Origin of the sequence: Planktothrix mougeotii LEGE 06226, assembly GCF_015207485.1 — a bacterium.
GTDB lineage: Bacteria > Cyanobacteriota > Cyanobacteriia > Cyanobacteriales > Microcoleaceae > Planktothrix.
In genome coordinates this window covers 17,080-42,148 of the sequence record NZ_JADEWU010000052.1, presented here as the reverse complement: position 1 = coordinate 42,148, position 25,069 = coordinate 17,080, and the positions used below count along the sequence as shown (strand labels likewise).

Genomic DNA, 25,069 nt, shown 5'->3' with positions numbered 1-25,069 from the left:
TGAGGGGACAAGGGGACAAGGGGAAGAAATAATTTATTCCCTATTGGGTATTGCTTTGGTTTAACAGCCAACAGACTTGACAACAGACCTATTAACCATCGATAACAGACAATCAAAGACTGATTTTTAACTCATGACAACGGACAATCGACAAAAAAGAATCGCAATATTTGATAGTGGTGTCGGAGGATTAACGGTTTTAAGGGAACTCTACCGCCAACTCCCCAATGAATCCGTTCTTTATTTTGGAGATACGGCGCGGTTACCCTATGGAACCCGCTCACGAGAGGAAATTGTGCAGTTTGTCCGTCCCATTATTCTTTGGGCGATGCAGCAGGATGCCAAAATGATTCTCATGGCTTGTAACACCAGTTCCGCCCTGGCCTTAGAAACGGTTCAAGATGAATTTGATATCCCCATCCTCGGATTAATTCTTCCCGGTGCTCAAGCCGCCGTGCGACACGGAAAGCGCATCGGGGTAATTGCTACCCCCGCAACAGCCGCCAGTAATGCCTATCGTCACGCCATTCAGGAAACAGATTCTTCTGTTCAAGTTTGGCAAGTGGGCTGTCCAGAGTTTGTTCCCTTAATTGAACAAAACCGGATTCATGATCCTTATACCTATCAAGTGGCACGGGACTATTTAACCCCCTTAATTCAGCAGCAAATTGATACCCTGATCTATGGTTGTACTCATTATCCCCATTTAGCTCCTGTCTTGCGTTCTATCCTTCCGGCCCACGTTCAACTTGTTGACCCGGCGGTGTCTTTAGTCAAAGCTGCGGCTAAAGAATTAGAACTGTTAGGACTGCGGAATACCTACTCTCCCAAACCCACTCGGTTTTGTGTGAGTGGTTGTCCTCAACAGTTTGCTTCTATTTCGGTTCAGTGGTTAGGGTTTACTCCCCTGGTAGAAGCGACTACGTTACCCACGATGGAACCTGTCAATACTGCCCCTATGGCGGTCAGTGATGGTATTACCCCATCATTAACCTGATATTTAACAACAATACCCACTCAGCTTGTCTCAAACTGGGTGGGTCTGTTTTTCATTTTCCATTTCCATTGCATCATTTCAGAATTCTTGATTACTTGATCCAGTAATTTGGGAAAACTGATTTAAGATAGATTTTTAAGATCTCAATCGAGAGATATTTGTTGTATACTTAGCGAGGGCTAAGAGCAAATAAATCATTAAAACATAGCCCGTTGCCAAAAGCGGGATGATTAAAGGCATATCATTATAAAACATAGGAGCCAGCCACAAGAATTAGGAGAAGGAGCGCACAGGAGTTTAATATCCCCTACATAAGGTCAACACGCAAAGCCAGGGTCTAGCTTTTATGACCTACTACTAAAAATTTCTATGGGGAATTCTCATCCCCTGGAAATATTGCTCACACTTAACTCCGCCAGAAGATTCCCTATGAAAAACCCTAGGGTTCTCTCAGAAAACCCTAAATAGAGACTCCTCTAACCGATGTCATGGATAAGTCCACCGACTGGAATCAGCTTGCGAACTCTTAAAAAAAGTTCTAACGGCTATCCGAAAGCCAATGGAACAATCAGGTGGCGATTGATTATCCTTAATCTGATCGCTAGACCCGTTTCCCTTAATGTGTAGAATTATTGGTTAAACTCTTACTGTTAAGATAACACAAAAATTAGAAAACAGGAGCATTTCAGGAAATTTTTTTTTGGCTTTGAGGTGGCTTACCCAACCTGGAGACAACACCTGGCCAGAAGGGATAGAAAATAGCCAGAAGTAACCTCTCTCAACGGTTAGACAGAAGTGTTAAAATCCCTATCCCTTCTGGATTAGGGTCTATTTACGCCGAAATTTCCAGACTCCTGTTTCAACTTCAATGGGCTCCCCTGAACCGAAACAGATTAAAATCAGACTATAATATGTAAAATTTTGTTAACTCAACGCCTGAGTTGGCTAATCCATGACATCGCAAACTCTTCTATTTTCGCCAGTTGAAGCAGACCTGCGGCAGTTGACCGATAACTTAAAACAACTTGTCGGTGCACGACATCCGATTTTGTATGCAGCCGCAGAACACCTGTTTAGTGTCAAAGGGAAACGGGTACGTCCTGCGATTGTCCTGTTGATTTCCCGAACCACAATGCCCGATCAAAATATTACCCTCAAGCATCGGAGGTTGGCAGAAATCACAGAAATGATTCATACCGCCAGTCTTGTCCATGATGATGTGGTGGACGATGCTGAAATGCGTCGGGGAGTGCCAACAGTTCATAGCTTATTCAATAACCGAGTTGCGGTTTTAGCCGGAGATTTCCTATTTGCTCAATCTTCTTGGTATTTAGCCAATTTGGATAACTTGGAAGTTGTCAAATTACTATCCCAAGTGATTATGGATTTAGCGGAGGGAGAAATTCAACAAGGTTTGAATCGATTTGATACAGGATTATCAATTGAAGCCTATTTAGAAAAAAGTTATTATAAAACTGCTTCTTTGATTGCCAATAGTTCTAAAGCAGCAGGTGTTTTAAGTGGGGTTTCAACCCAACAGGCAGAAGATTTATATAACTATGGTCGCCATATTGGTTTAGCCTTCCAAATTGTCGATGATATTTTGGACTTTACTGGTGTCACCGAGGAATTAGGAAAACCAGCCGCCTCTGATCTCAAAAGTGGAAATTTAACGGCGCCAACCCTCTATGCTTTAGAAGAAAAACCATCTTTGGAAACATTAATCGAGCGAGAATTTGCTCAAGAAGGAGATTTAGAACAAGCTTTAACCTTAATTAGAGATAGCTCAGGAATTCAACGTTCTAGGGAATTAGCCTCCTATCATGCACAAGTTGCCGTAAAGTACATCGAACCTTTTCAAGTCTGTGAATCTCGACAGGTATTAATTGATTTAGCAGATTATGTTTTGAGTCGGCTTTATTAAGGGGGAAGTTGACAGTGTAGAGACGCACCATGGTGCGTCTCTACTGACAGTTGACTATTGCCCATTTTCTACTGATAACTGATTACTGATAACTGATAACTGTCTTAAGCAATATTGGGTGGAATTTTCCGTGATTTAGACTGACGACGTTGTTGATAGTCTTGGAGATAAACTTGTATTAATTCTTGAATTTCGCTGCGTTTGATTTCGGTAGCAGACTGAAAATTTTTAGGAATTTCAAAAAAACATAAACTATCCGGCATTTCTAAGACAACCATTTGAAATAAAATATGAGTAACGGGTAACGGAATAGCTACAAGTTGAGAACCCGAATCAGGATTCCCATAAGTTAACGCATCTTCTAAAGTTGAAAACGCATAAATGACTCTTTTTTTGAGTTGGGGTTGATCTACATTAATAAACGGCTGAACGACCCAACTTTGATCTAAAGTTTGTAAAATATAATATTCGGGATGTTGCAATTGTTCTGCTAATAGTTTTAGCGCAGGTGAAATCGCTTCAACCACCTGGGGGGTTGTTCCATCTTGAGGCGCTTTATCAATTAAAGTTTGAATTTGTTGATCTAAATTCATAAGTTTTGGTTGTTGACTGTTGGCTGTATTCTTTCCCGCATCTCCCCATGAACAGGCAAGATGCCTGTTCCACAATAGTAAACCATCCGGAAATCCAAGGCTGATTCCAGAATCAGTGTGTTAGGGTCATTGTAGTAACTAGACATCATGGGGGAAATCTGCCAGAACGCAACAATTTTCCAAAGGCTATTGAGAGAACTAAATCTATCCACTCGTGCGTCTGAACAAAACTGTCGGGATGTTGCAGAACGAATTACCGAAGAAGCCACCCGCATTTGTACAGAAAGCAAACGGATTCAAGATTCAGGGGACATAGAAACTTGGGCCATGACTTTAGCTCAACACCGTTTACAGCAATGTATTCAATATTATAAGCTAGGGTCAAAACAGGGGCCGTTGGAGTTACATAGTACCTTGAGCGCGATTGTTTATCGATATATTACTCCTCCTCAAGTGCAATCGAGTTACCAAGCTCGATTGGAATTAATTAAGGATTTTTTACAAGCCTTTTATTTAGAAACCTTGAATGCCTTTCGTAAAGAAGCGCAGTTAGCTGCCACCTACCGTCCTCGGACACTCTTGGAACTTGCGGAATATATGGCATTTACGGAACGCTACGGTAAACGGCGAATTCCTTTAGCCCGGGGTCGGAGTCAACAATTGATTATACTCAGAGCGCAAACCTTCTCTCAACAACAGCCTAAAGAAAGTTTTGTCGATTTAGAACAAGCTGCTGAGGGGTCAGGTTCCGAATCTGATACCACCTGGAATGATGCTTCACTCCAGCAAGTCCGAGCCGCAATGGTAACAGAGTCCAACCAATCAGAGTCCGATTCTCTCCGTCAAACGGTAGTAGAGGAACTGATGGCTTATTTAGAAGAACACAAACAACAAGATTGTGCTGACTATTTTGCCTTGCGGTTACAGGATTTACCCACTCGTGAAATTGAGGAAATCCTCGGATTAACATCCCGTCAGCGTGATTATTTGCAACAACGATTTAAGTATCATCTGCTTCGATTTGCTTTAGGACATCGTTGGGAATTAGTTCACCAATGGTTAGAAGCAGATTTAGAACGAGATTTAGGATTATTGCCCCATCAATGGCAAGAATTCTTAAATCAAATTGGTTCGGATCAGGAGAGTTTGTTAAAGTTAAAACAACAGGGATTATCTGATGCGGAAATTGCCAAAAATTTAAATTGCAAAGAAGCTCAGATTCAAAAACGTTGGTTTAAATTGTTAGAGTTGGCTTGGGAAATCAGGAATCGTTCAGTATCCGGAGCAGGGGCATCCAGTGATGAATAACGAAGCAAACCGAGATAATCAATGCTGTGAGCGTCGATTCTTTGACTGGTTGTTGCAACAGCCAACGACATCTTCATCTCATCAGGCTCAGGAGGGATTAAATTCCCATCCCATTCCTGATGAGACTTTTGGGGTTGAAAACTCAGAGGGGGAGGAATTAGACCCCCTTGATTCTGAAGAGATGGACGTTTTCGACCCCAACAGTCAACGATTCACACTGGGAGATATACCGATTGTGAAAAACCGATTTGAGACCGTTTTGAGAGAAAGACTCAAAGCCACGATTCAACTGAACCCGCCCTTGTTTCCTTGGGAACCCGTTGGCACTGATTTGCAGCATGAATATCCAGACGCATTCGGGCCAGAACAGGTTCCTTTATCTAATCTTTGGGTTGCTCATCGACAGCAATTGAGATGGTCAATTCCTCTACCAGAGCGGGTTTTTAATCAATTATTGGTTCCTTGTCAAAAAGTGGTTCACTCTGCTTTGCAGCAAGGTGCTAAATTAGTTCAGGTGGTGGAAACGTTATTTCCCAATGAATCTGAACCTCTGAATGAATTGGCAGGTTATGTGATTTTAGGGCGTTTACGAAGTTATACTGATTTAACGGAGTCTCAGCCTTGTTATGAAACGGCAACCCCTGAACAACAAATGGTGTTGTTATTATTAGCAGCGCAGGAAATTCTTCAGGCTCTGACTCTCAATTGTGGTTTGAATCAAGCTCCTGTTCGCCAAGAGTGGTTAACGACTTTAGGAGAATTGACCCTTGAGGTGGAATATGTTCAAACCGAGTATGGAGCTAGTTTGAAAATTCTGGGTCAACTTCCAGCAGGGGGACGGTTGCAACTATTAGATGACACGAGATCAGCAACAGCGCAACGGGAATCTCCCGGATATTTGAAACTGGAACTCATAGACCCGGAACCGAACCAAATTTATCGACTTCATGTTTTATTTCATAGTGACGATCAAAATCCCCTCTGTTTTGCAATTTGCCCCCAACCTTGGATTGAATAAGGAGCAACCCATAAGCTAAATTTAGTCTGTCAGTTTAGGTGATCTTAAGTTAAAGTAGTTTAAGGTTTCAACCCTTTAACCTTTAAGCTTAAACGATGACACCCTCAATCCCTTTTTTTAGTCAATTATGGCGACGGATTGAAGCAGCACCCAAGCCAGTACCGGAGGATTCCCTGTGGCTACGGGTGTTAGTTCAATTGTTAGTGATTGCGGGGATTGTGGCAACGGATGTTGCTATTGAGGAACCCCTGAATTTATGGGCAATTCCTGTAAGTATCCTGGGGGCAACCTGGAGTTGGTTTCGTCGCCGCCATCGCAATGTGCCGATTAAATTTTGTATTGCGATTGGAATGTTAGTTGCCCTGGCTGCATTTTTTGGGCGACTATTTGGGGAAATGAATGATACGCGGTTAGCGTTAGCTAGATTATTAATTGAATTACAAGTTTTACATAGTTTTGATTTACCCCGTCGCAAAGATTTGGGGTATTCGATGGTGATTGGGTTGATTTTATTGGGAGTCGCAGGGACGCTTAGTCAAACGATGGCGTTTGCGCCTGTGGTGTTAGTATTTTTGGGGTTGGCTTTACCGACGTTAATTTTAGATTATCGCTCTCGGTTAGGGTTAGGAGATCTTGAATTTAAGTCGAAAAAAACATCACAGCAACCGGGAAGTCAGGTAAATTTTAAGTTTGTTGGAATTCTTTTTTTAGTCGTAGTTGCTTTAGGATTAATTATTTTTACCGCTCTTCCTCGGTTCCCCGGATATCAGTTAAGAACATTTCCGGTGAGTTCTCCGATTAAAATGCCACCGGGACAATTTGATGGCAGACAGATTTTAAATCCGGGTTATGTGTCTTCAGGAAAAGATCAGAATAATAATTCCGGTGGGGGTGGTACGGGATTAAATCAGGAAACAGGAGCCGGAACGCTCAACGATACGTTTTATTATGGATTTAATACTAAAATTAATCAGAATTTACGGGGAGAATTAAAGCCTCAAGAGGTTCTGCGGGTAAGATCACAAGCGAGGGGATTTTGGCGGGTGGTTGCTTTTGATCGCTATACCGGACAAGGATGGGAAATTTCTCGTAACGATAGAACTATTCCTTTAAAACGTTCATTTTGGTCTTATCAGTTTAATTTGTTTCCATTAATCACTCAAGCCAAAACTCAAGAAGTGGTTCAGAGTTATACCCTACTGCAACAACTTCCGAGTTTAATTCCGGCGATGGATAAGCCAAAGGAAATCTATTTTCCCACCGAGGAAATTGCTATTGATCCTGATGGAAATTTGCGCTCACCTTTGGAACTTCGAGAAGGAATGACCTACACAGTGGTTTCTCAAGTTCCCTATCGTAACCGCAATCAATTACAACAAGCATCAACGAACTATCCCAAAACTATCAAAAAATATTATTTACAAGTTCCTGAAGAAATCGAGGAGAAAGTTAGGAAAAAGACAGAAGAAATTTTAGCCAGCGTCAATCAAGTTTCTCAAAATAAGAAACCTTTAGATTCAACCTATGAAAAAGTTTTATATTTAGCACAATATCTTAAACAAAACCCTAATTATAAATTACAACAGGAACCTCCTTTTTTAAGGAAAAATGAAGATTTAGTCGCAGCGTTTCTATTTGGGTATCAAGATAGTCCCCCTGGTGAAAAAATTACTGGAGGCTACCCTGATCATTTTTCTACGGTTCTAACAATAATGTTACGTTCTATTGGAATTCCAGCGCGACTGGTTGCTGGATTTAACCCTGGGGAGTTTAATTATTTTACGGGGTTATATGTTGTGAAAAATACCGATGCTTTTGCGATGACAGAGGTATATTTTCCTGAGTATGGTTGGTTTGCATTTAATCCCATTCCGGGGATGGATTTAATTCCCCCGACCGTGGAAGAAGACCAAACTTTTAGTGCGTTAAAAGCGTTTTGGAGTTGGGTGGCGGGTTGGCTACCTTCTCCGGTTGCGAATGGATTACAAGCGATTTTAGGAATAATAATTTTAGGAATACTTCAAGGAATTCGTTGGTTTTTTAGTTTATTTACCCAGGGAGGGTTAGGAATTTTTAGTGGATTAATCATTACTATTGTGATTGCATTTTTCGGGTGGTTAAGTTGGGATATTTGGCAGGGTTGGCGCTATCGTCGTTGGTTGGCGAAACTCCCTCCTGAAGAAAGTCTTTACCAACAACTCTTAGCGGTTTTAGCCCGTAAAGGGTATCCGAAACATCCTGCACAAACCCCCTTAGAATATGCGTCTTGGTTACAGCAATATCATTCAATTGCGGAATCTGAAGTTATTGATGAATTGTCTCAAGGCTATATCGGTTGGCGTTATGGTGGAAAACAGCTTAATCTTGAGCAAATGCGAGAGTTATTGCTGAATTTAAAAAAAGCATATTGGAGACGGCTAAACCATCGAAGTTGGCTTAAATACATAAAACGATGATTTTGTCAAGCTCAACTTATTGCAGATCAAAATAGTCTCTGAAAATTTGGTATCACACTTCAAGGTAAATTCAGGAATGTAATATTATGATTACACGAAAAATAAGGATTTTAGACTTATGATTTTTAATAAAGCTATACTTCCCCAGATTATCTTTTTTGTATTATAGCACCAAACGGCGTAATTGCGTCAATAGTTGCAAATGGGTTGCAATAACCTCTTGACAAAATTTGCCCTAAAATCGAGATAAAATTTTAAAATTTAAAACGATAACGCTTTTTTAATAAATTAAACTTATATCAAGTTTCCAACCCTAGACAAGATAGGCCATGAGTCTTTACGAAAATTCCGATAAATTGACACTCCTCAGCCTAAAGGCGTGAGGATTCTTGGTTCAACGAAACCACTTAATCAAAGTACCTTGCAGTGCTTTGATCAGAGGTGGGATTCTCCCCAAACGTAAATTCGGGTATGCCCTACCCTATTCGCATTGCTGCGAGTTCTTTTTGATTTTCTTAAAACTGGTCGTTTAGCTCCCGTAAATCTTTTACCCACTGCCGGGAAGAAGCCAAAACTATGCAGTAGAACCCCTTAGATTTATTTGTCAAGGTGCAGTATCTTACCGTTAGGTAGTTAGGTTTTTATCCAGGTTCTTTACCTTTCCTGTTATCCTAGATCCTAACATCGTTTAATATTTCTGGCAATCAATACAAAGCCTAACTAGAAGTTAGGGGTTTTAAACCCAGTATTCCCGATAACAACCAACAATCTGCAAGTGTGAGGGACAATGGTGATCAAGCGAATAGTAGTAACGGGATTAATCAGTAGTTTTCTCTGGGGTTTACCCGTTCAAGCGCAACCGACAACGGTTAATCCCTATAACCTATTGCAATATAGTCAACTTAAAATTGGCATGACCTATGATCAAGTCAAAACGATTTTAGGGTCAGAAGGACAACAAGATGGAGGGTTTAGAAACAATCAGAACGCTAATTCCCCCGTAATTTATCATTGGATTAATGGCAATGGTTCAGCGATTAGTATTGTCTTTGATGCCGATAAAAAAGTCATCAAGTTAGCGTCTTATAATTTAAGCCATCCCGAACATTTACAAGTTACCAAAGCTGAAGACGGAATTTTACAAAATTTATCCCAAAGTACCATTCTGATTGATCAATATAATCAAATTAAGTTAGGAATGGCTTATGATGAAGTCGTTAAAATCATGGGTAGTGAAGGCAAAAAAGATGAACAAATCAATCATTCTTCCCAGACTTTATCAGACAATCGTTATCACTGGTTAAATCCCAATGGTTCTCGAATTACCGTAATCTTTGATCAAAATCAAAACGTTACCTCGGTTTTGACTCAAAATTTAGATAACTATACCATTGGACAACTCGCGCCCCCAAACCGTCGAGAAGGGCCAACCTTAGCAAGTCGTGAACAGTATTATCAATTGCGATTAGGGATGACCTATGAACAGGTGAAAGTGATTATGGGGAGTGAAGGAACCGTGAATACAGGCTTTAATCCCGAATTAGCAGAGAATTTTAAGGCAGCTTATGAATGGATGAACCCGGATGGAACCGGAATTAAAATCATTATGAGTGCTGAAGATCAAGTTTTAAGTATTTATAGCTATGGGATGGGGGTAGGACTGCGATAAGTTGCGACTTCTGCAATGCCAGAACCGTAACAAATTTTAAGAAAGTTTACATAAAACCGGAAAAGGTTGACAACAGCATAAACTGAACTGTGATTTGAGTAAACTTCCAAATCCGGGCTTTTTGGCTAGGGGATCAGCAAGTTTTTCTATTGAACTTTGCGCCTAAATTGGGGGTAAAGGAGATGGTAGAATACACTTTGCTACTCATTCTGCCTGAAAATATCAAATTCTTGTAAATGCTGTTTATGTCAGTTGGGAGAAGAGCGTTGATGAAACGATTGAGTCGCCTGTTGGCTGTGTTAGTTTTGATAGTCGGTTGTCTAGGATGGACTGGACATCACAGTGCTTTAGCTGCAAACTTAAACGTGATGCAGTCTGGGGTTACTTCTGGGATCTTAGCAACGGAAATGCCTCGGAGAAATCGTGTTGATGACAAGATGGCTAAGGTTCGCAATAAATTGGACTTAAATAATAGCGATCTGCGAGATTTTCGTCAATACAAAGGAATGTTTCCCAAGTTAGGGTCACTGATTATTCGGAATGCACCCTATGATTCCGTTGAGGATGTATTGAAAATATCTGGTTTGACAGAACAACAAAAAGAAATTCTGCAACAGAATTTAGAGAACTTTACCGTGACTCCTCCTGAGTCTGTGTTTATCGAAGGTGACCAACGGTTAAATGTTGGGGCTTACGACTAAGCCATTTTTGGGAATCAGTGTCAGAATGTACGGATTATGTTAACAAGATTAAAAAAAGTTAACATAATCTCTAACGTCAGTTTAATCTGTTTAAATCTGTTATGGTTCTGGGGTACTGGACACCAAACAGTTGTACAGATCAAAACCCTCATCCCTAACTTAAAACCAACCCTTCATCCTGGCACTGACCCATGACCGTTATTGAGACTTCCTTAACTTCCCACCTGCCCTTAGTGTTTGATGTGTTGGTTGTGGGTACAGGAGCGGCGGGATTATATACCGCCCTTTGTTTACCTGAACACTTGCAGATTGGCTTAGTCAGTAAAGATGCTCTCCCCCTATCAGCGAGTGATTGGGCGCAGGGAGGAATTGCTGCTGCGATTTCAAGCGATGACTCTCCCACTCTGCATTTAGAAGATACCTTAAAAGCTGGGGCTGGGTTATGTGAAGTAGAGGCTGTTCAATTTCTAGTCAATCATGCGCCAAACTGTATTCATCGGTTAGTAGAATTAGGCGTAGCCTTTGATCGGCATCAAAGCCAGTTAGCGCTCACCTTAGAAGCGGCCCATTCCCGTCATCGAGTTCTGCACGCCGCCGATACAACTGGACGGGCGGTGATTACAACCTTAACCGAACGAGTCTTAGAACAACCCAATATTAAAATTATTTCTCCCGCCTTCGCCTTAGATTTATGGATGGATACCGACGGCCAACGTTGTCAAGGTATCAGTTTGATTCATAATCATCAGATTTATCGGGTGAAAGCAAAGGCTGTAATCTTAGCTACGGGGGGAGGAGGCCAAGTTTTTGCCCATACCACAAACCCAGAAGTGAGTACCGGGGATGGGGTGGCTATGGCTTGGAGGGCTGGAGCATTACTGAGAGATTTAGAGTTTTTCCAATTCCACCCAACGGCCTTAACCCAACCGGGGGCGCCGCGATTTTTAATTAGTGAAGCCGTCCGGGGAGAAGGCGCCCACTTAATAGATAGCCAAGGTCGGCGGTTTGTCTTTGATTATGATAGCCGGGGAGAATTAGCGCCGAGAGATGTGGTCAGTCGGGCTATTTTCAACCATTTGCAACAGTTACGTCAACAACCGGGAAATCATGGAGAACAAGTTTGGTTAGATTTACGGTTTATTCCCCCAGACAAAATCCGCTATCGCTTTCCGAATATTATTCAGGTTTGTCAACGGTGGGGCATTGATATTTTAAATCAACCCATTCCTGTGACCCCAGCAGCCCACTATTGGATGGGGGGTATTGTGACGGATACTCAAGGTCAAACTTCTATCCCTGGACTTTATGCTGTGGGTGAAACAGCCAGTACCGGAGTGCATGGTGCGAATCGTTTAGCCAGCAATTCTTTGCTAGAATGTTTAGTGTTTGGTGCTCAACTAGCATCTATTGACTTTCTTAACCTTCCGACCCCGAAGGAAAAATTTGATTCAACTTTAGAAATCAAGCCAGTGATTTTGAATAACTGCAACTGGGAAGAAGACTATGCTAGAATTAAATCAATTCGATCCCACTTGCCCCATGTCCTATGGCAAAGTGCTGGGATTTGTCGCCAGTCTGATCACTTGGAGGAGGGTTTAACTCAGGTGAAAGCATGGTCTGAAGAATTTTTAGCTTTACCCATCAGCCAATTATTATCTCGTGTACATCCGAGTGATTCGAGTCATTGGGAATTAGTGGGCATTGAGGCACATGATTTAAAACAATGGGGAGAAACTCGTAACTTACTCAGCATTGGCGAGTTGATTTTGAAGAGTGCAGCGTTTCGCCTTGAAAGTCGCGGGGGTCATTATCGACAAGATTACCCACAGTCAGACCCAAGCTGGCAAGTTCATACTTTAATTCAAGAAAATCAAATTTGGAAATCACTCCCAGTTCCCGATTAAGTTCGTGAGCCAGAACCATCACCATCTGGGGGTTTTCCCGTTTTAGGCGGAACGTACTCACAAATTAAATCTGAGGGAACTGAAAAATGATGAAATTGAGAAAGATTAAGCGGGTTGGCTGGCCCAAACTTAAGGATGAGAGCAAAAAGCAAGGCAACACTTAAGGGCAAACAGCAAACCCCTGCCAATATTTTGAGTGTTAGGCTAGAAACCACAATCGTTTTACCCCCTAATTAAACCTTTAATCTTTCAACCAGGGCAGCCAACGATAACAAAACTGCCTTAATGGTTCAAGTATATCAATTATATTCCGTATTTACACTGAGTATTCGGGGAGAGTTGTTGACCATCAGCCCTATTTCCCCAGATGTAAAGTCGATGATTAAAAATCATTACAATTTTTATAAAATATTTTTATAATTTAACATAAAACTGTCCGGGAAATCCTCTGTAGATATACAGTTGGAGTTAGCTTAGAGATTCGCAAACTCATACAAATTTTGTCCACTGCTCTTGGCTCGATACATGGCAGTATCCGCTAACTTAATCAGAGTTTCGAGATCTTGAGTATCCGTTGGATAAAAACTAATCCCGATACTGGTGGTAATCGAGAGATGATGTCCTTCTAAGACGGTTTCTTGAGTAATGGTATCAAGAATTTTTTGGGCGACTCTAGCCGCATCGGATTTACTGGGAATTCCGGGAAGAATAACGGTAAACTCATCGCCTCCTAAGCGGGAGACGGTATCACTTCCCCGTAAACAGCCTTTGAGTCGGTTCGCAACGGTTTTGAGCAGTAAGTCTCCAATATGATGTCCTTGATTATCGTTGACATCCTTAAAATCATTTAAGTCCAAAAATAAGAGGGCGACTAAACGATTTTGACTTTCGGCCCATTCTAAGGATTGGCTTAAGCGTTCATTAAATAAGGTACGGTTAGGAAGTCCCGTTAAAGGGTCATGTTCGGCGGAAACTCGCAGTTCAGCATTTGAGCGTTTCAGTTCGGCGGCAATTTGTTTTAAATTGTCTTCTAATAATTTGCGTTCTGTAATATCCCGAATCACCCCTACTAAAAATAAATTTCCCGCCGCATCTTGGTGTAGCGATCGCTTCGTCGCAATATAATGAGTAATACCATGAGCATCGGTTAATTGTTCTTCATTTTCCTGTTCCCAAGTGGTATGAAATGCCAGTTCATCTTGTTGACGGAAGAGTTCTGCTTCATATTTGGGAAAAAGTTCTTCATCACTTTTCTCCATTAATACATTTAAAGGATAACCCACAAATTTACAATAGGCTTGATTCAAGACCAGTTTTTCATGATCTTTATTCTTGACAAAAATGGGGTCAGGAATCGTATTAATAATACTTTGTAAAAATTCCGTAGAGCGTTTTAACTGTCCTTGTAAATGAGCAAAATGGGCAATAATCACCCCCGCAGACCCCACTAAAGCCAGATTAGCAGGAATCACAGGAATCCACCAACCACCCAGAAAAGCGAGGTAAGTGGCTCCTGTTATCCCGATAGTCATTAACATAATTAAACCCACAGAACGACGAGGGGATTGTAATTTCCAACTTAAGGTTGCACCCACCCAAGACCACCCGAAAATCCACAGCCATTCTAAAGGTTCAGGCCAGACTTTAATTAACGTTCGACCGTCTAAAACAGAACTAATAATTTGACTAATTAATTGAGCTTGCAATTCTACCCCATAAATGGGTGCGGAGGCTTTAAACACCCCATCACTATAAGAAGTTAATTCAAAATCTTTAATACTAGCCGCCTTAGAACCAATAATCACAATTCGATTTTTAATCACATCAGGAGACACTCGATTTTCTAAAATATCTCGCATGGGAATACTAGGAAAAGTTCCCGATGGCCCCCGCAGGTTGACTAAAAATTGATAACCTCTATCATTGGCTCTGATGTAAGACCCATCGTTAGGTTTAAACCGATTAAATACCGTATTTTTTAGTTTTAACTCATTAGAGTCTGGAGAATAAGACTCTTCTTTAATGCCTTGATATTTGAGATAAATTAAAGCCAACTTCAACGCAAAACTGGTGTGAGTTTGTCCATCTTCAGTATCACTATATAATAAACCTCTTCTAACTTTTCCATCAGCATCTCTGGCTAAATTATTAAAACCAATTTCTTTTTTTGTTTTTAAAATTTCAGGAGGGCGAACTCCATCTTTTCGGTCAGTTTCTAATAATTCAATCCCAATTAAATTGGGAATTGTTTTAAAAGCTTTCTCTAATTCTGCTTGTCCGGGTTCGATGGGTAAATCTCGATAAATATCCAAACCAATAGCTCTGGGTTTAGCCGCATTAACTTTTTCTAAAAGTTGAGCAAGAATGCCATCAGAAGTGGGAAATCCATATTTTTGTAAATCTTGTTCATCAATGCCAATAATAACAATTCGCTCATCAACAGGTTCTAGGGGACGCCAACGAAAATATTGATCAAACAGAGCCCATTCTGAGGGTTGTAATACTCCTAAAAATCGAATCAGAAGCACAACTCCTGCCACACTAGAAGAAGTGGCTAAGACTCGACCTTCATGAGATAACCACCGTTTTAGAGCCGGGATAACTTGACGACGAGAACCCTTAAATCTCTTCAACATCTAATGAAACCATCCTCTTTCTGTATTAAAGTTAATGCCAATTCACCCCAATTGCAGGGTAATCTATTTACAATTAAAACTAAAATTAAATCTAGGAGTCTGTTAGATGTTGACTTCATCTGGTGAATCAACATTAGCCTAACGTCTCCCTCAAAGAAGATGCGATGTAGAAAAGACACAGAACGAATTCGTCCCACAAGTTTTAAGTGATCAACCGTTATCAATCTTTAGATAGGGATAGGTTTTGAAATCTATCCCTGGTCTGCCAGATCCCGATTAACAACCTACCCAACTCGATGCTTAATCTTGATCAAAACTTAAAGTTTTGTTGTCCCTGATAATTTGATAATTCAGCTAATTTTCTTAAGGGTTGAATTCCGGGGTAAAATTCCCCTTTAATTTCCCACGTTGGGAACCCTTTAATCCCCACTTCTTGGCAAAGTTGGGTTTGAGGATTTTTACCGTTAGCATCACATTCCACATAATTAATGATAGCAAACGCTTCCTTGCCAAACAGTTGCTTTTGATCATAACAGTGGGAACACCAATAGGCGCCATACTCCTTGACACCGATTTCGGTTAAGTGACGAGCTAAGGCAATTTCTGCTGGCCCTGATGTTGTCGTAATGGCTAACCCGACTTGTCCTTGACTGTCATCGCCAGACGCAGGGAGATTGGCAACATTAACACTATTGTATAAACCCAGAGCTACAATTCCTGTAATCATGGCAACCCCTAAACCGGATAACCAAAGCTGACCCACATCCTCCCAGGTCTGGCCAATTAGGGTCAGAACAAATAAACTGACACAGAAAAGGGCTGAAGCAATACAGTAAGGGCAAACCGCTTGAAGTTTAAAAAACAGCAGATACATTAAGTAACTGCTAAAACACACCATTGCGGTGGTGACGAGGAATAGCCCAAACCCAGTCTGAGTTTCCAACTTTTGGTGACGGGATTTTTCAGTGACTGGGTTGATGCTGAGAGGAGCGAGGGCTAGAATCAGAACCGTTGTATAAGCTAAAAGTCCAAATAAAGTTAGGGGTAAACCCAAGACCGTTGCATAAGGACTATTGAGTGCTTCATCACAACCGGAAGTGGGACAAACCGCCGTCCCCCCCATCAGCTTAATTGCGGTTAAATAAATATTTTCGATCACACCCACGATTGCAATAACCGCAATAATCCTGCGTGACCAAAGATGAATCCAAGGAGTAGAACGTCCGCGCATAAATCAGTTATCAGTTGTCAGTCATCAGTAATCAGTGTAAGAGCTAATTAGTGATCGGTAATCAGTCATCAGTAATGAGTGACAGCCATTAGTCATCAGTCAAAAATCAATACCCATTGGTTGATTAACTTCTAACTGTTAACTCATACAGACGCGCCCAGACACGTCTAACCTATGATCTTACGGATTACTGATGACGGGTGTTGGGCTATCTTTCGTCCAAGGGGAAGAGGAAGCATGAGCCGCTAAACTGCGCCGAGTGGTTTCCACAAACTGACTAACTCGACTGGGATCAATGGGTTGATGAATGCGTCCATGACGTTTCAGAGAACTGGACACAATCACGCCATCGGCTGCTTGCATTAGGGTTCCCACATTTTCCCAACTTGCACCACTGCCAATAAAAACTGGGGTTCCCATCGCAGCAGCACTAGCCAGTTCTAAGTCTTCTAAACTGGGGGGACTCCCGGTAGACCAACCGGATAGAATTACCCCATCGGCTAAAGCCCGTTCAATCGTTTCTTGGACAGCCGTAGTTAAGTTAGGAGATCCTAAAGGGCGACCATGTTTAACTAAAACATCCGCTAAGATTTTGACATCACAGCCTAATTCTCGCCGATAGCGTAAAAGTTTATGGGCGTGACCTTCAATAATGCCTTGATCTGTCGCCATGACCCCGTTCAATACATTCACGCGGATAAACTGAGCACCTGCACAGGCTGCAATCGCTAAGGAGCTTTGAGCATCATTCCGCAGGACGTTAATCCCAATGGGCAGCGTTACTAAGTTCATAATTCGCTGCACAATTAAGGTCATGGCACTGACAACAGCCGGGTCAACTTGATCTTTGGCAAAGGGGGCATCAAAAAAATTCTCAACGATAATGCCATTGACCCCGCCTGAAGCGAGGGCCGTTGCCTCTTGTTCAGCCCGGTCAATGACCGTTTTGAGGTTCCCTCCCCAACGGGGAGAGGTCGGTAGAGGCAACAGGTGTACAACACCGATAATAGGATTTGGAGTTTTAAAGATTTGATCTAAGTCCACAGATTTACCTATGACCCCCAAAATTTTGCAGCTTTACCTCTATGCAGAGTACAAGCAGAGGATGGTGAGTCTCAAAATGAATAAAAGACAGTACATTTTAGAATTTTATCCTTAAAGTGTGGAGGTAGAGGAGTGAAAATTGCCCTAGTTCTGTTGAGCGTCCTGTTTGGGATTTTAATTTTAGTTGAGATAGGTCTACGGATTGGTTTTGGATTCGGTTCTCCGGTGCTTTACTTAGCGGATGAGGAAATTGGTTATTTATTAGCTCCGAATCAAAAAACCCGTCGTTATGGTAACGCTATTGAAATTAATCAATATTCGATGCGAAGTGCCGCAATTACTCCGCTTCCTTCCCCGGAAACTAGGCGAGTTCTGCTCTTGGGAGATTCCTTGGTGAATGGAGGATGGTGGACAGACCAATCTCAAACCCTTTCGGCGTTGATTCGCCAACAACTCCAGGCTCGTATGGGAAACCGGGACAATTGGGAAGTCCTGAATGTGGCTGCTAATTCCTGGGGGCCACCGAATCAACTCGCCTATTTACAACGGTTTGGAACCTTTGGGTCAGAGGTGATTGTATTGTTGCTCAATACCGATGATTTATTTACTCAGCCCCCAAATTCTGGGGTTGTAGGACGCGATCGCAACTATCCCCATACAAAACCCTATTTAGCGTTAATGGAAGTGTTTAACCGCTATTTAAAACGGTCTGAACCGATTCCTCCAGCTAAACAACCTCAACCTTCTGACCTGGTGGGATATAATTTAGAGAAAATCCAAAAAATTCAAGCGATCGCCACTGAAAATCACGCTAATTTTATATTAGCCATGACACCGTTATTACGAGAAGTTGGAGAACCCGGATCACGGGATTATGAAATTAAAGCGCGTCAACGATTCACCCAATTAACCCAAGATCAAAATTGGATTTATATTGATTTTTTACCTTTATTTAAGGAAACTGCACAACCCCAAAGTTTGTATCGAGATCATATCCACCTCAGTCCTTCAGGCAATCAATTAGTCAGTGAAATTATCAGTTATCAGTTAACAGTTAACAGTTCTCAGTGAAAGAATCAGTTATTAACTCTTAACTCTTAACTCTTAACTGATGACTGATAACTGATGACTGATAACTGATTCGGTTTCTGCTAAATCCCAAGCTTTACCATCTAAAGCCATTTGCTCAATTAAACTGGCTAAACGTAACGCTTTTAAAGCTTGTTCGCCACCAACGGAAGGTTGATTTCCACCCCGAACACAACTGACAAAATGTTCTAATTCGGCGTGTAGGGGTTCAATATTACTGGTATAAACTTTTTCAATTAATCCATCTTGACGATAGAGAACTTGACCATAATCCGTGATATAATTCGCAGTTGTTTGCCGATGAATTAAAATTTCATTATTGAGAAAATCAGCTTCTGTTAAAGAATTTTTACAATGGGCAACAATAGAACGTAATTTGCGGTGGGTGACTTTACTACTAATTAAAGTGGCGACAACGCCATTGGCAAAACCCAGGGTAGCCGTGACATAATCTAAATAGCCAGAGTCGGAAGCGCGGCTGCCACTGGCAGTTAATTTAACAACGGAAGCGTTCACCAAATCCAACATTAAATCAATATCATGAATCATTAAGTCTAACACCACCGAAACATCATTGGCTCGGTTAGAATAGGGACTCATGCGACGCGCTTCTAAGGCTAAAACTTCTTCCGTTTTTAAGACTTTACTGAATTCTTGAAAAGCCGGATTAAACCGTTCAATATGACCCACTTGTAAAATCCGTTGATAATCAGCCGCCGCATTCACTAATAATTCCGCTTCGCTAATACTCGCAGCAATGGGTTTTTCAATCAAAACATGAACCCCAGCTTGTAAACAAGCCATCCCCACAGGATAGTGTAAACGAGTGGGAACCGCAATACACACGGCATCCACCAAAGCCAAAAGATCTCGATAATCTTCAAAAAATCGAACGCGGTACTTGCTTGCAGTATCAAGCCCTCGTTCAACATTAACATCAGCAACTCCAACGAGTTCCACGTCTTTGAGCATACTCAAGACACGGGTATGATGCTGGCCCATATTACCGACCCCAATCACACCAACTCGGATAGGGTCAGGATGATTTCTCCCAGTTATAGCAGTCGAATATCCGACGGGCATCCTATTTTGCACTCCTCGATTCTCTTTCACCCCAGAAATTCTAGCTGAGTAGCTATTCTCTGGATGTAAATCCATCCAGATACTATCACAGCCTTCGGTTTTGTAAAGAAATTTTAAATAGGTATTTGTTGAGGGTTGACCGTTAAGGGTTTTAAGAAGAGTCCGTAAGCTGGGACTCTCTTTGGCTATTTCAGGGGTATCGGCTTGAAATTACGCGCTTTCAGCCTACAGAAAATCAGGCTTTTTCCTCAAAGTGATAACAGAGGGATAAGAACAAGTTTGTTTTGAATACTTAATTACCCCTATCTCCTTATTCTTTGATACGCTTGAATCATTTGTTGTGCGATCGCATCCCAACGATAATGATTTAAGGCATAATTCTGAGCATTTAATCCTCGGCTTTGACGGTCTTGGGGGTTCGTTAATGCTGTTTGAATTAAACTTGAAATCTCCTCAATAGTTCCATTCCCGACCCAACCGGCTTCGGCTTGTTCTACATCTTCCCAAATATAAATTCCTTTAGAAATAACCACTGGAGTTCCAACGGCCATGGACTCTGCTACTGCAATGCCAAAATTTTCATAATAGGACGGTAATACAAATAAATCGGCTATTGTTAATAAGGCGGTTTTGGTTTCTCCCGTTACAAACCCAGAAATTATTGTTTTTTCAGATAAAAAAGAACTTTGAATTTGTTGTTTAATTTTAGTTTCATATTCGGGATCTTGAGGATTAGAACCTGCTAAAATAAACTGAAAGTCTAATCCAGTTGCTAAAACTTTTTCTAACGCCGGAATTAATATATCTAGTCCTTTCTTGGGTTCAATTCGAGATAAAAATAAAATAATCGGAACATTAGGCTTGATTTTTAAATGGGATAAAATGGCTTGAGGCGTTTGGGTTAATTGGGGTAATGTTACTCCTAATGGAATGATTAAATCGTTGGTTTTGACTCCAAATCGTTCAGAGATTCTGGCTTCTTCATGACTGGTAAAATGGATGGCAGATGCTCCGGCAATATTAGGACGTTCTAACAAGGCAGCATAGAGTTTTTTTAACTGTTTTTTCTTGTTTAAATCAGCCGGATCTAAGGTTCCTAATGGTCGTAAAATATAGGGTAATTTTTGAGAACGAGCTACCGTTGCGGCTGCTGAACTGATGGGAGAAAATAAGGCATGAATATGGGCTAAATCATATTCGGAAGCGTGTGTTTTTAACCAGGTTAATAAATCTAAAGAAAATTTATATCGACGAAAGGGAGAACAGGGAAAATAGCGAACTTGATAGCCATTGTCATTGACGGGTTGATCTAAGGGAACATCTAAGGGTGCTTGACCGCTATCTCCGTTTACATTTGTAGTTAAAACGGTGACATCAACTCCCAGTTTAGCTAATGCAGCAGAAAGACCCCGTACCATTTGACTAGGGCCACCATAAACTAAAGAAATTGAAGGAATAATTTGTAAAATCTTCATTGGTGGGTTTGGGTTGAGGGTGGGTTTGGGGTGCGTGCTCGTTGATGGAGCACCCTACATTTTAACTCTATTAATGTTTAGGCTTTTTTGTGGGTTTGGGGGTTTTTGGTGCGTGCGCTTGGGCGGGAAAACCCCGCCCCTACGGTTAACTGATGATTGCGATCGCATCGGGAATTTCTTTTTCGACTCGTCGTAACCGAGGCATCCGATAGGCGATGAGGGCTGCCACAATATTAAGAATGCCAATTAACATAAATAATAACCCAATTCCTCGTCCTGTTCCCACTCCGATAATTTTGCCAATACTATCGGCTAAAAGTCCATCGGGTTTCATCATCGGTTCTAAAACGCGATCTGCTAAAGGCCCAACGCTGATATGAGATAATATTAAAAGCGATCGCTCGACAACACTTTGTAAAGAAAAGATGCGTCCTTGTAATTCAAAGGGAACTTTTGATTGCCAAATGGTGTGATTACTGCTGACAATAAAGGGACGAGCAAATAAATAACCAAACCCTCCAATTCCTGCCAAAATAACTGAGGGTTTAAACCCTCCTAAACACAGGCATAAACCCTGTAAACCGACTAACCATAAAATTGCTTTCATGCGGTTTTTGGGGCCACCCCAAACACTAACAGCAATGCTTCCGAAAAGCATTCCACAACCGCTAATAGAGAGAATTAATCCTAAATCTTTACTGGTGGCGAAACTTAATACTAACGGCCAGAATAGAATAGCAAGCATTCCTTCTGTAAAGTAAGTTATTGCAAAAAAGCTTAATAATTTTCTTAACCCCGGACGGATTAAAATATAATTCCAAGCGGAACGGGTTTCTTTCCAAAGTTGTTTAAAGTTTAAGGGTTGTCCTTGAGAACTTGAATGCTCTACTTTGGGAAAACGCACTAATAATAGTATTATGAAACCAAAAATAAAGGTTCCTGAATCAATGATTAAAATTGAACCGATGCCAATAGTTCCAACTAAAATTCCGGCAATTGTTGGCCCTGAAATTTTTGCGATCGCCCTAGAAACTTGAACCATGCCATTAGCTCGACTCAACTCATTCATGGGAACAAGTTGAGGAATTGAAGCCATATAAGCGGGCCATTGGAACGCACTGCAAATGGAACTAACGGACACAGCAACGTAAATATGCCAAACTTCTAAACGCTGAGAAAATACCAACCCCATCAAAATTAATGTTCCCATAACCGAAATAATATCGTTGAGGATCATCGCCCCTCGACGACTAAAACGGTCTACCACTGCGCCTGCTAGGGGGGAAATTAACAGGTTTGGGAGATGAATAAAAACGGAAATTAGGGCAAACTGGGTAATGGAACCTGTGGTTTGATAAACCCAAACCCCCAAAGCAAATTCCGTTAAGCTGGAACCAAATAGAGAAACAATTTGTCCCAACCAAACCAGTAAAAAAGTTGGCATACGCTGTTTGTCCCGCAGTTTCATCTGTAATCGCTTGCTTATATTAAGTATTGTAAACACAGTTTGTCAATCTGTATCTAACTTGTGGTTTGTTCATTCTGGTATATTGGAATCAAATCAGCTAGGTTTTAATTAAAGTGATCTATTCAGAAAGAGGCACAAACCAGTCTTATCAAATTATTTAATTGTTATATCAATCCACATTTTTACTTAATGAGCATGACTCATTTTTTTGGTTATATTTTATACTTTAACAACTCATTAATATGCCCAATACATTATTCTTGATTAATCAGCTTAGAAAAAAATTTTTAAGTCAGGATGTAAAAGATTTTAACGTATGTTTACCTCAAAATGTTCTGGATATTGAAGATAAAAACCGATCTAACTTATTTGGTTGGAGAGGACAATTTTCTCCTCAGTTAATTGAAAATATCATGCTTGCCTATACGCCGAAAAACGCTATTATTTTTGATCCATTTATAGGCAGTGGAACTATTCTATATACAGCAGGATGTTTAGGCTTAAAAGCATTAGGTTGTGAACTTAATCCAGCAGCTTTGATTTTAAGCAGAACCTATCAACTCATTAATTTAAAACAAGAGGAACGAGAAAAAGTTATTGCCTCAGTCAATCAAAAATTAGATAGTCTATTTTCAATATCTAGCTTTTTTGAAAGCCAATATTATCAACCCATACCAATAGACGAGTTTGGAAATAAATTAAAATTACTTTATGAAAAATTAGAAGGAGAGGAGAGCATTATTGTAGATACCTTAGTCATTCTATTAGATATCTCAGCTAAGAATAATTTAATGAGAGAAAAAATTTACAAAACCTCTTCTAAACTGTATGAATTAATTCGAGATATGCCTTACTCAGAAGAAAGAATTATCAGTTTGTTAGGAGATGCACGTCAAATTCCGTTAGAAGAGGATCAAATAAATTTTGTGATCACTTCTCCTCCCTACATCAATGTTTTTAATTATCATCAAAATTATCGAAATTCTGTAGAATTATTAGGATGGAACTTACTGAAAATTGCAAAGTCTGAAATTGGTTCAAATCGAGCTAACCGAGGAAATCGATTTTTGACAGTCATTCAATATTGTTTGGATTTAGTCGCTGTTCTTCAAGAACTTCAAAGAATTTGCCAAAAGGAAACACGGATGATTTTTGTAGTTGGTTATCAATCAACGGTTTTAGGTGTTCCTTTTTATAACTCAGAAATTATTATTGAATTAGTTAAACAGTCTGGTGTTTTTGAACAGGTACTGACTCAAAAGCGTCAATTTAAAAATAAGTTTGGTCAAATTATCCGAGAAGATTTATTACATCTCATTAATAAAAAAGTTTATTTATCGGTTCAAAACTGGGATACAATTGCTAGAGAGGTTGCCAAAAAAGCACTCCGTCAAGGATTAGAGGTGGTTTCAGAAAAAAATTATTTTTTTCTCCAAGAGGCAATTCATAAAGTTCCTGATGTGAACTCATCTCCCTATTGGTATCAATAAATCCTCAAAATGATAATAGACCTATGATCAAATTCCCAACTCCTCATTATGATAAACTGAAAGCTTGTTTGAATAATCCTCAATTACCTCCTGCTGATTTGGAACGAGTTCAAGAATCTCTAAAACAATATCAACAATGGATAAAAGCCTTAGAATCTGTAACACCAGGTCAAGCAGATACGGTAGAAAAATTAGTGGAGGAAACTAATCGCTATCAGCGTTTTATTGAATTGGATTTAATCTTTGATAGTTCGGACAATTTTCTATATCGTCAAAAGGGACAACTAAAATTAGATAATACAATTCTTGAAGAATTTCTTCCTCAATTGATCTACAGAAGTTTACGAGGAATTGATGAATCCTTTGAAATAGGGCCTAGAAATACTTTTTCTGGGTTAAGTTTTTTATCTTCTTTGGGAAATACAGGTCAGGGAGGTGAACCGACTTTAAGAACGAAAAATCAAGATTTTATATTAGGAAAAAAATTATATTTAAAAACTGCTTTTGATAGTGGATTTCACAACTATAAGCTGCTTGAATCTCATTTAGGGTATGTTTGTGCTGAATGTAAAACTAATTTAGATAAAACGATGTTTCAAGAAGCAGTGGCTACCAGCCGAGATTTAAAAATAGCTGTTCCTGCTTCTTTGTACTTTTTAGTCTGTGAATTTTTAGATATGATGCCTGTTTCTATTATTTCAACACAGATTGATGATGTATTAATTGTAAGAAAAAGTAAGCGTTTACCTGCTAATATTCGTCAGCAATATAAAACACCACAATCTCGGAATAAATATCGTCAATCCTATGCAGATTTTCTGGAGTCTTCAAAATATTATTCTGATGTATTTCAAAGAATGATTAATAAAATTCAGATTTTAATTGATGATACAGCACCAGAAATTGATAAAATCTTAAAAAGGGGGCATTTTTAAATAATATAAATTTAATTGATTTAATTATTTTAAAAAATCCCTTTTAAT

The 25,069-nt window shown here is 40.3% G+C and carries 18 protein-coding genes; 11 read left to right on the top strand and 7 right to left on the bottom strand.

The window, feature by feature from the left end; all coding sequences use genetic code 11:
* Positions 1-133: 133 nt before the first annotated feature.
* Together murI and sds are read left to right on the top strand one after the other, a co-directional pair.
* A complete protein-coding gene (gene murI, locus IQ236_RS19065) occupies positions 134-997 on the top strand; it encodes a glutamate racemase (protein WP_190515456.1) in 864 nt (287 codons plus the stop codon).
* Positions 998-1,949: 952 nt separating this feature from the next.
* Positions 1,950-2,921 (top strand): solanesyl diphosphate synthase, encoded by a 972-nt coding sequence (sds, locus tag IQ236_RS19060; RefSeq protein ID WP_193870760.1) that lies wholly within the window; start codon positions 1,950-1,952, stop codon positions 2,919-2,921.
* 104 nt (positions 2,922-3,025) lie between these two features.
* Here sds and IQ236_RS19055 read toward each other — a convergent pair whose 3' ends face one another.
* Positions 3,026-3,514 carry a hypothetical protein gene (locus tag IQ236_RS19055; protein ID WP_190515453.1) on the bottom strand — a complete coding sequence of 163 codons (489 nt, stop codon included), beginning with the start codon at positions 3,512-3,514 and terminating at the stop codon, positions 3,026-3,028.
* 147 nt (positions 3,515-3,661) lie between these two features.
* Here IQ236_RS19055 and hetZ point away from each other — a divergent pair, with 147 nt between their 5' ends.
* The 6 genes from hetZ (at position 3,662) to nadB (ending at position 12,570) form a co-directional block, all read left to right on the top strand.
* Complete coding sequence (hetZ, locus tag IQ236_RS19050) at positions 3,662-4,822, top strand: heterocyst differentiation protein HetZ (RefSeq protein WP_193870759.1); 1,161 nt, start codon at positions 3,662-3,664, stop codon at positions 4,820-4,822.
* Positions 4,815-5,840, top strand: a complete 1,026-nt coding sequence (locus IQ236_RS19045) for a hypothetical protein (protein ID WP_193870758.1) — start codon at positions 4,815-4,817, stop codon at positions 5,838-5,840. The genes hetZ and IQ236_RS19045 overlap by 8 nt, the downstream gene beginning before the upstream one ends.
* 95 nt (positions 5,841-5,935) lie before the next feature.
* On the top strand, positions 5,936-8,296 hold the full coding sequence (locus IQ236_RS19040; RefSeq protein ID WP_193870757.1) for a transglutaminase TgpA family protein: 2,361 nt from the start codon (positions 5,936-5,938) through the stop codon (positions 8,294-8,296).
* A gap of 787 nt (positions 8,297-9,083) precedes the next feature.
* Complete coding sequence (locus IQ236_RS19035) at positions 9,084-9,965, top strand: hypothetical protein (protein WP_193870756.1); 882 nt, start codon at positions 9,084-9,086, stop codon at positions 9,963-9,965.
* 269 nt (positions 9,966-10,234) lie between these two features.
* On the top strand, positions 10,235-10,666 hold the full coding sequence (gene psbU, locus IQ236_RS19030; protein WP_193870755.1) for a photosystem II complex extrinsic protein PsbU: 432 nt from the start codon (positions 10,235-10,237) through the stop codon (positions 10,664-10,666).
* A 191-nt stretch (positions 10,667-10,857) separates the two neighbouring features.
* Positions 10,858-12,570 (top strand): L-aspartate oxidase, encoded by a 1,713-nt coding sequence (gene nadB, locus IQ236_RS19025; RefSeq protein WP_193870754.1) that lies wholly within the window; start codon positions 10,858-10,860, stop codon positions 12,568-12,570.
* 473 nt (positions 12,571-13,043) lie between these two features.
* Here nadB and IQ236_RS19020 read toward each other — a convergent pair whose 3' ends face one another.
* From IQ236_RS19020 to btpA, 3 genes are all read right to left on the bottom strand, one after another.
* Positions 13,044-15,206 (bottom strand): CHASE2 domain-containing protein, encoded by a 2,163-nt coding sequence (locus tag IQ236_RS19020; RefSeq protein WP_193870753.1) that lies wholly within the window; start codon positions 15,204-15,206, stop codon positions 13,044-13,046.
* A 310-nt stretch (positions 15,207-15,516) separates the two neighbouring features.
* Positions 15,517-16,437 carry a vitamin K epoxide reductase family protein gene (locus tag IQ236_RS19015; RefSeq protein WP_193870752.1) on the bottom strand — a complete coding sequence of 307 codons (921 nt, stop codon included), beginning with the start codon at positions 16,435-16,437 and terminating at the stop codon, positions 15,517-15,519.
* A gap of 180 nt (positions 16,438-16,617) precedes the next feature.
* Entirely contained in the window at positions 16,618-17,481 is an 864-nt protein-coding gene (btpA, locus tag IQ236_RS19010) for a photosystem I biogenesis protein BtpA (RefSeq protein WP_193870751.1), read from the bottom strand.
* A gap of 132 nt (positions 17,482-17,613) precedes the next feature.
* Here btpA and IQ236_RS19005 point away from each other — a divergent pair, with 132 nt between their 5' ends.
* Positions 17,614-18,552, top strand: a complete 939-nt coding sequence (locus tag IQ236_RS19005; RefSeq protein ID WP_193870750.1) for an SGNH/GDSL hydrolase family protein — start codon at positions 17,614-17,616, stop codon at positions 18,550-18,552.
* Between the two features lie 33 nt (positions 18,553-18,585).
* Here IQ236_RS19005 and IQ236_RS19000 read toward each other — a convergent pair whose 3' ends face one another.
* From IQ236_RS19000 to IQ236_RS18990, 3 genes are all read right to left on the bottom strand, one after another.
* On the bottom strand, positions 18,586-19,653 hold the full coding sequence (locus IQ236_RS19000) for a Gfo/Idh/MocA family protein (protein WP_193870762.1): 1,068 nt from the start codon (positions 19,651-19,653) through the stop codon (positions 18,586-18,588).
* Positions 19,654-19,955: 302 nt separating this feature from the next.
* The gene (hpsP, locus tag IQ236_RS18995; protein WP_193870749.1) at positions 19,956-21,128 is read right to left on the bottom strand and encodes a hormogonium polysaccharide biosynthesis glycosyltransferase HpsP; all 1,173 of its coding nucleotides are present in this window, start codon (positions 21,126-21,128) and stop codon (positions 19,956-19,958) included.
* 145 nt (positions 21,129-21,273) lie between these two features.
* The gene (locus tag IQ236_RS18990; protein WP_193870748.1) at positions 21,274-22,572 is read right to left on the bottom strand and encodes an MFS transporter; all 1,299 of its coding nucleotides are present in this window, start codon (positions 22,570-22,572) and stop codon (positions 21,274-21,276) included.
* Positions 22,573-22,838: 266 nt separating this feature from the next.
* Between IQ236_RS18990 and IQ236_RS18985 the strand changes: the two genes are divergently transcribed.
* Entirely contained in the window at positions 22,839-24,086 is a 1,248-nt protein-coding gene (locus IQ236_RS18985) for a DNA methyltransferase (protein ID WP_193870747.1), read from the top strand.
* Positions 24,087-24,109: 23 nt separating this feature from the next.
* Entirely contained in the window at positions 24,110-25,021 is a 912-nt protein-coding gene (locus IQ236_RS18980) for a Bpu10I family restriction endonuclease (protein WP_193870746.1), read from the top strand.
* The last annotated feature ends 48 nt before the right edge of the window (positions 25,022-25,069 follow it).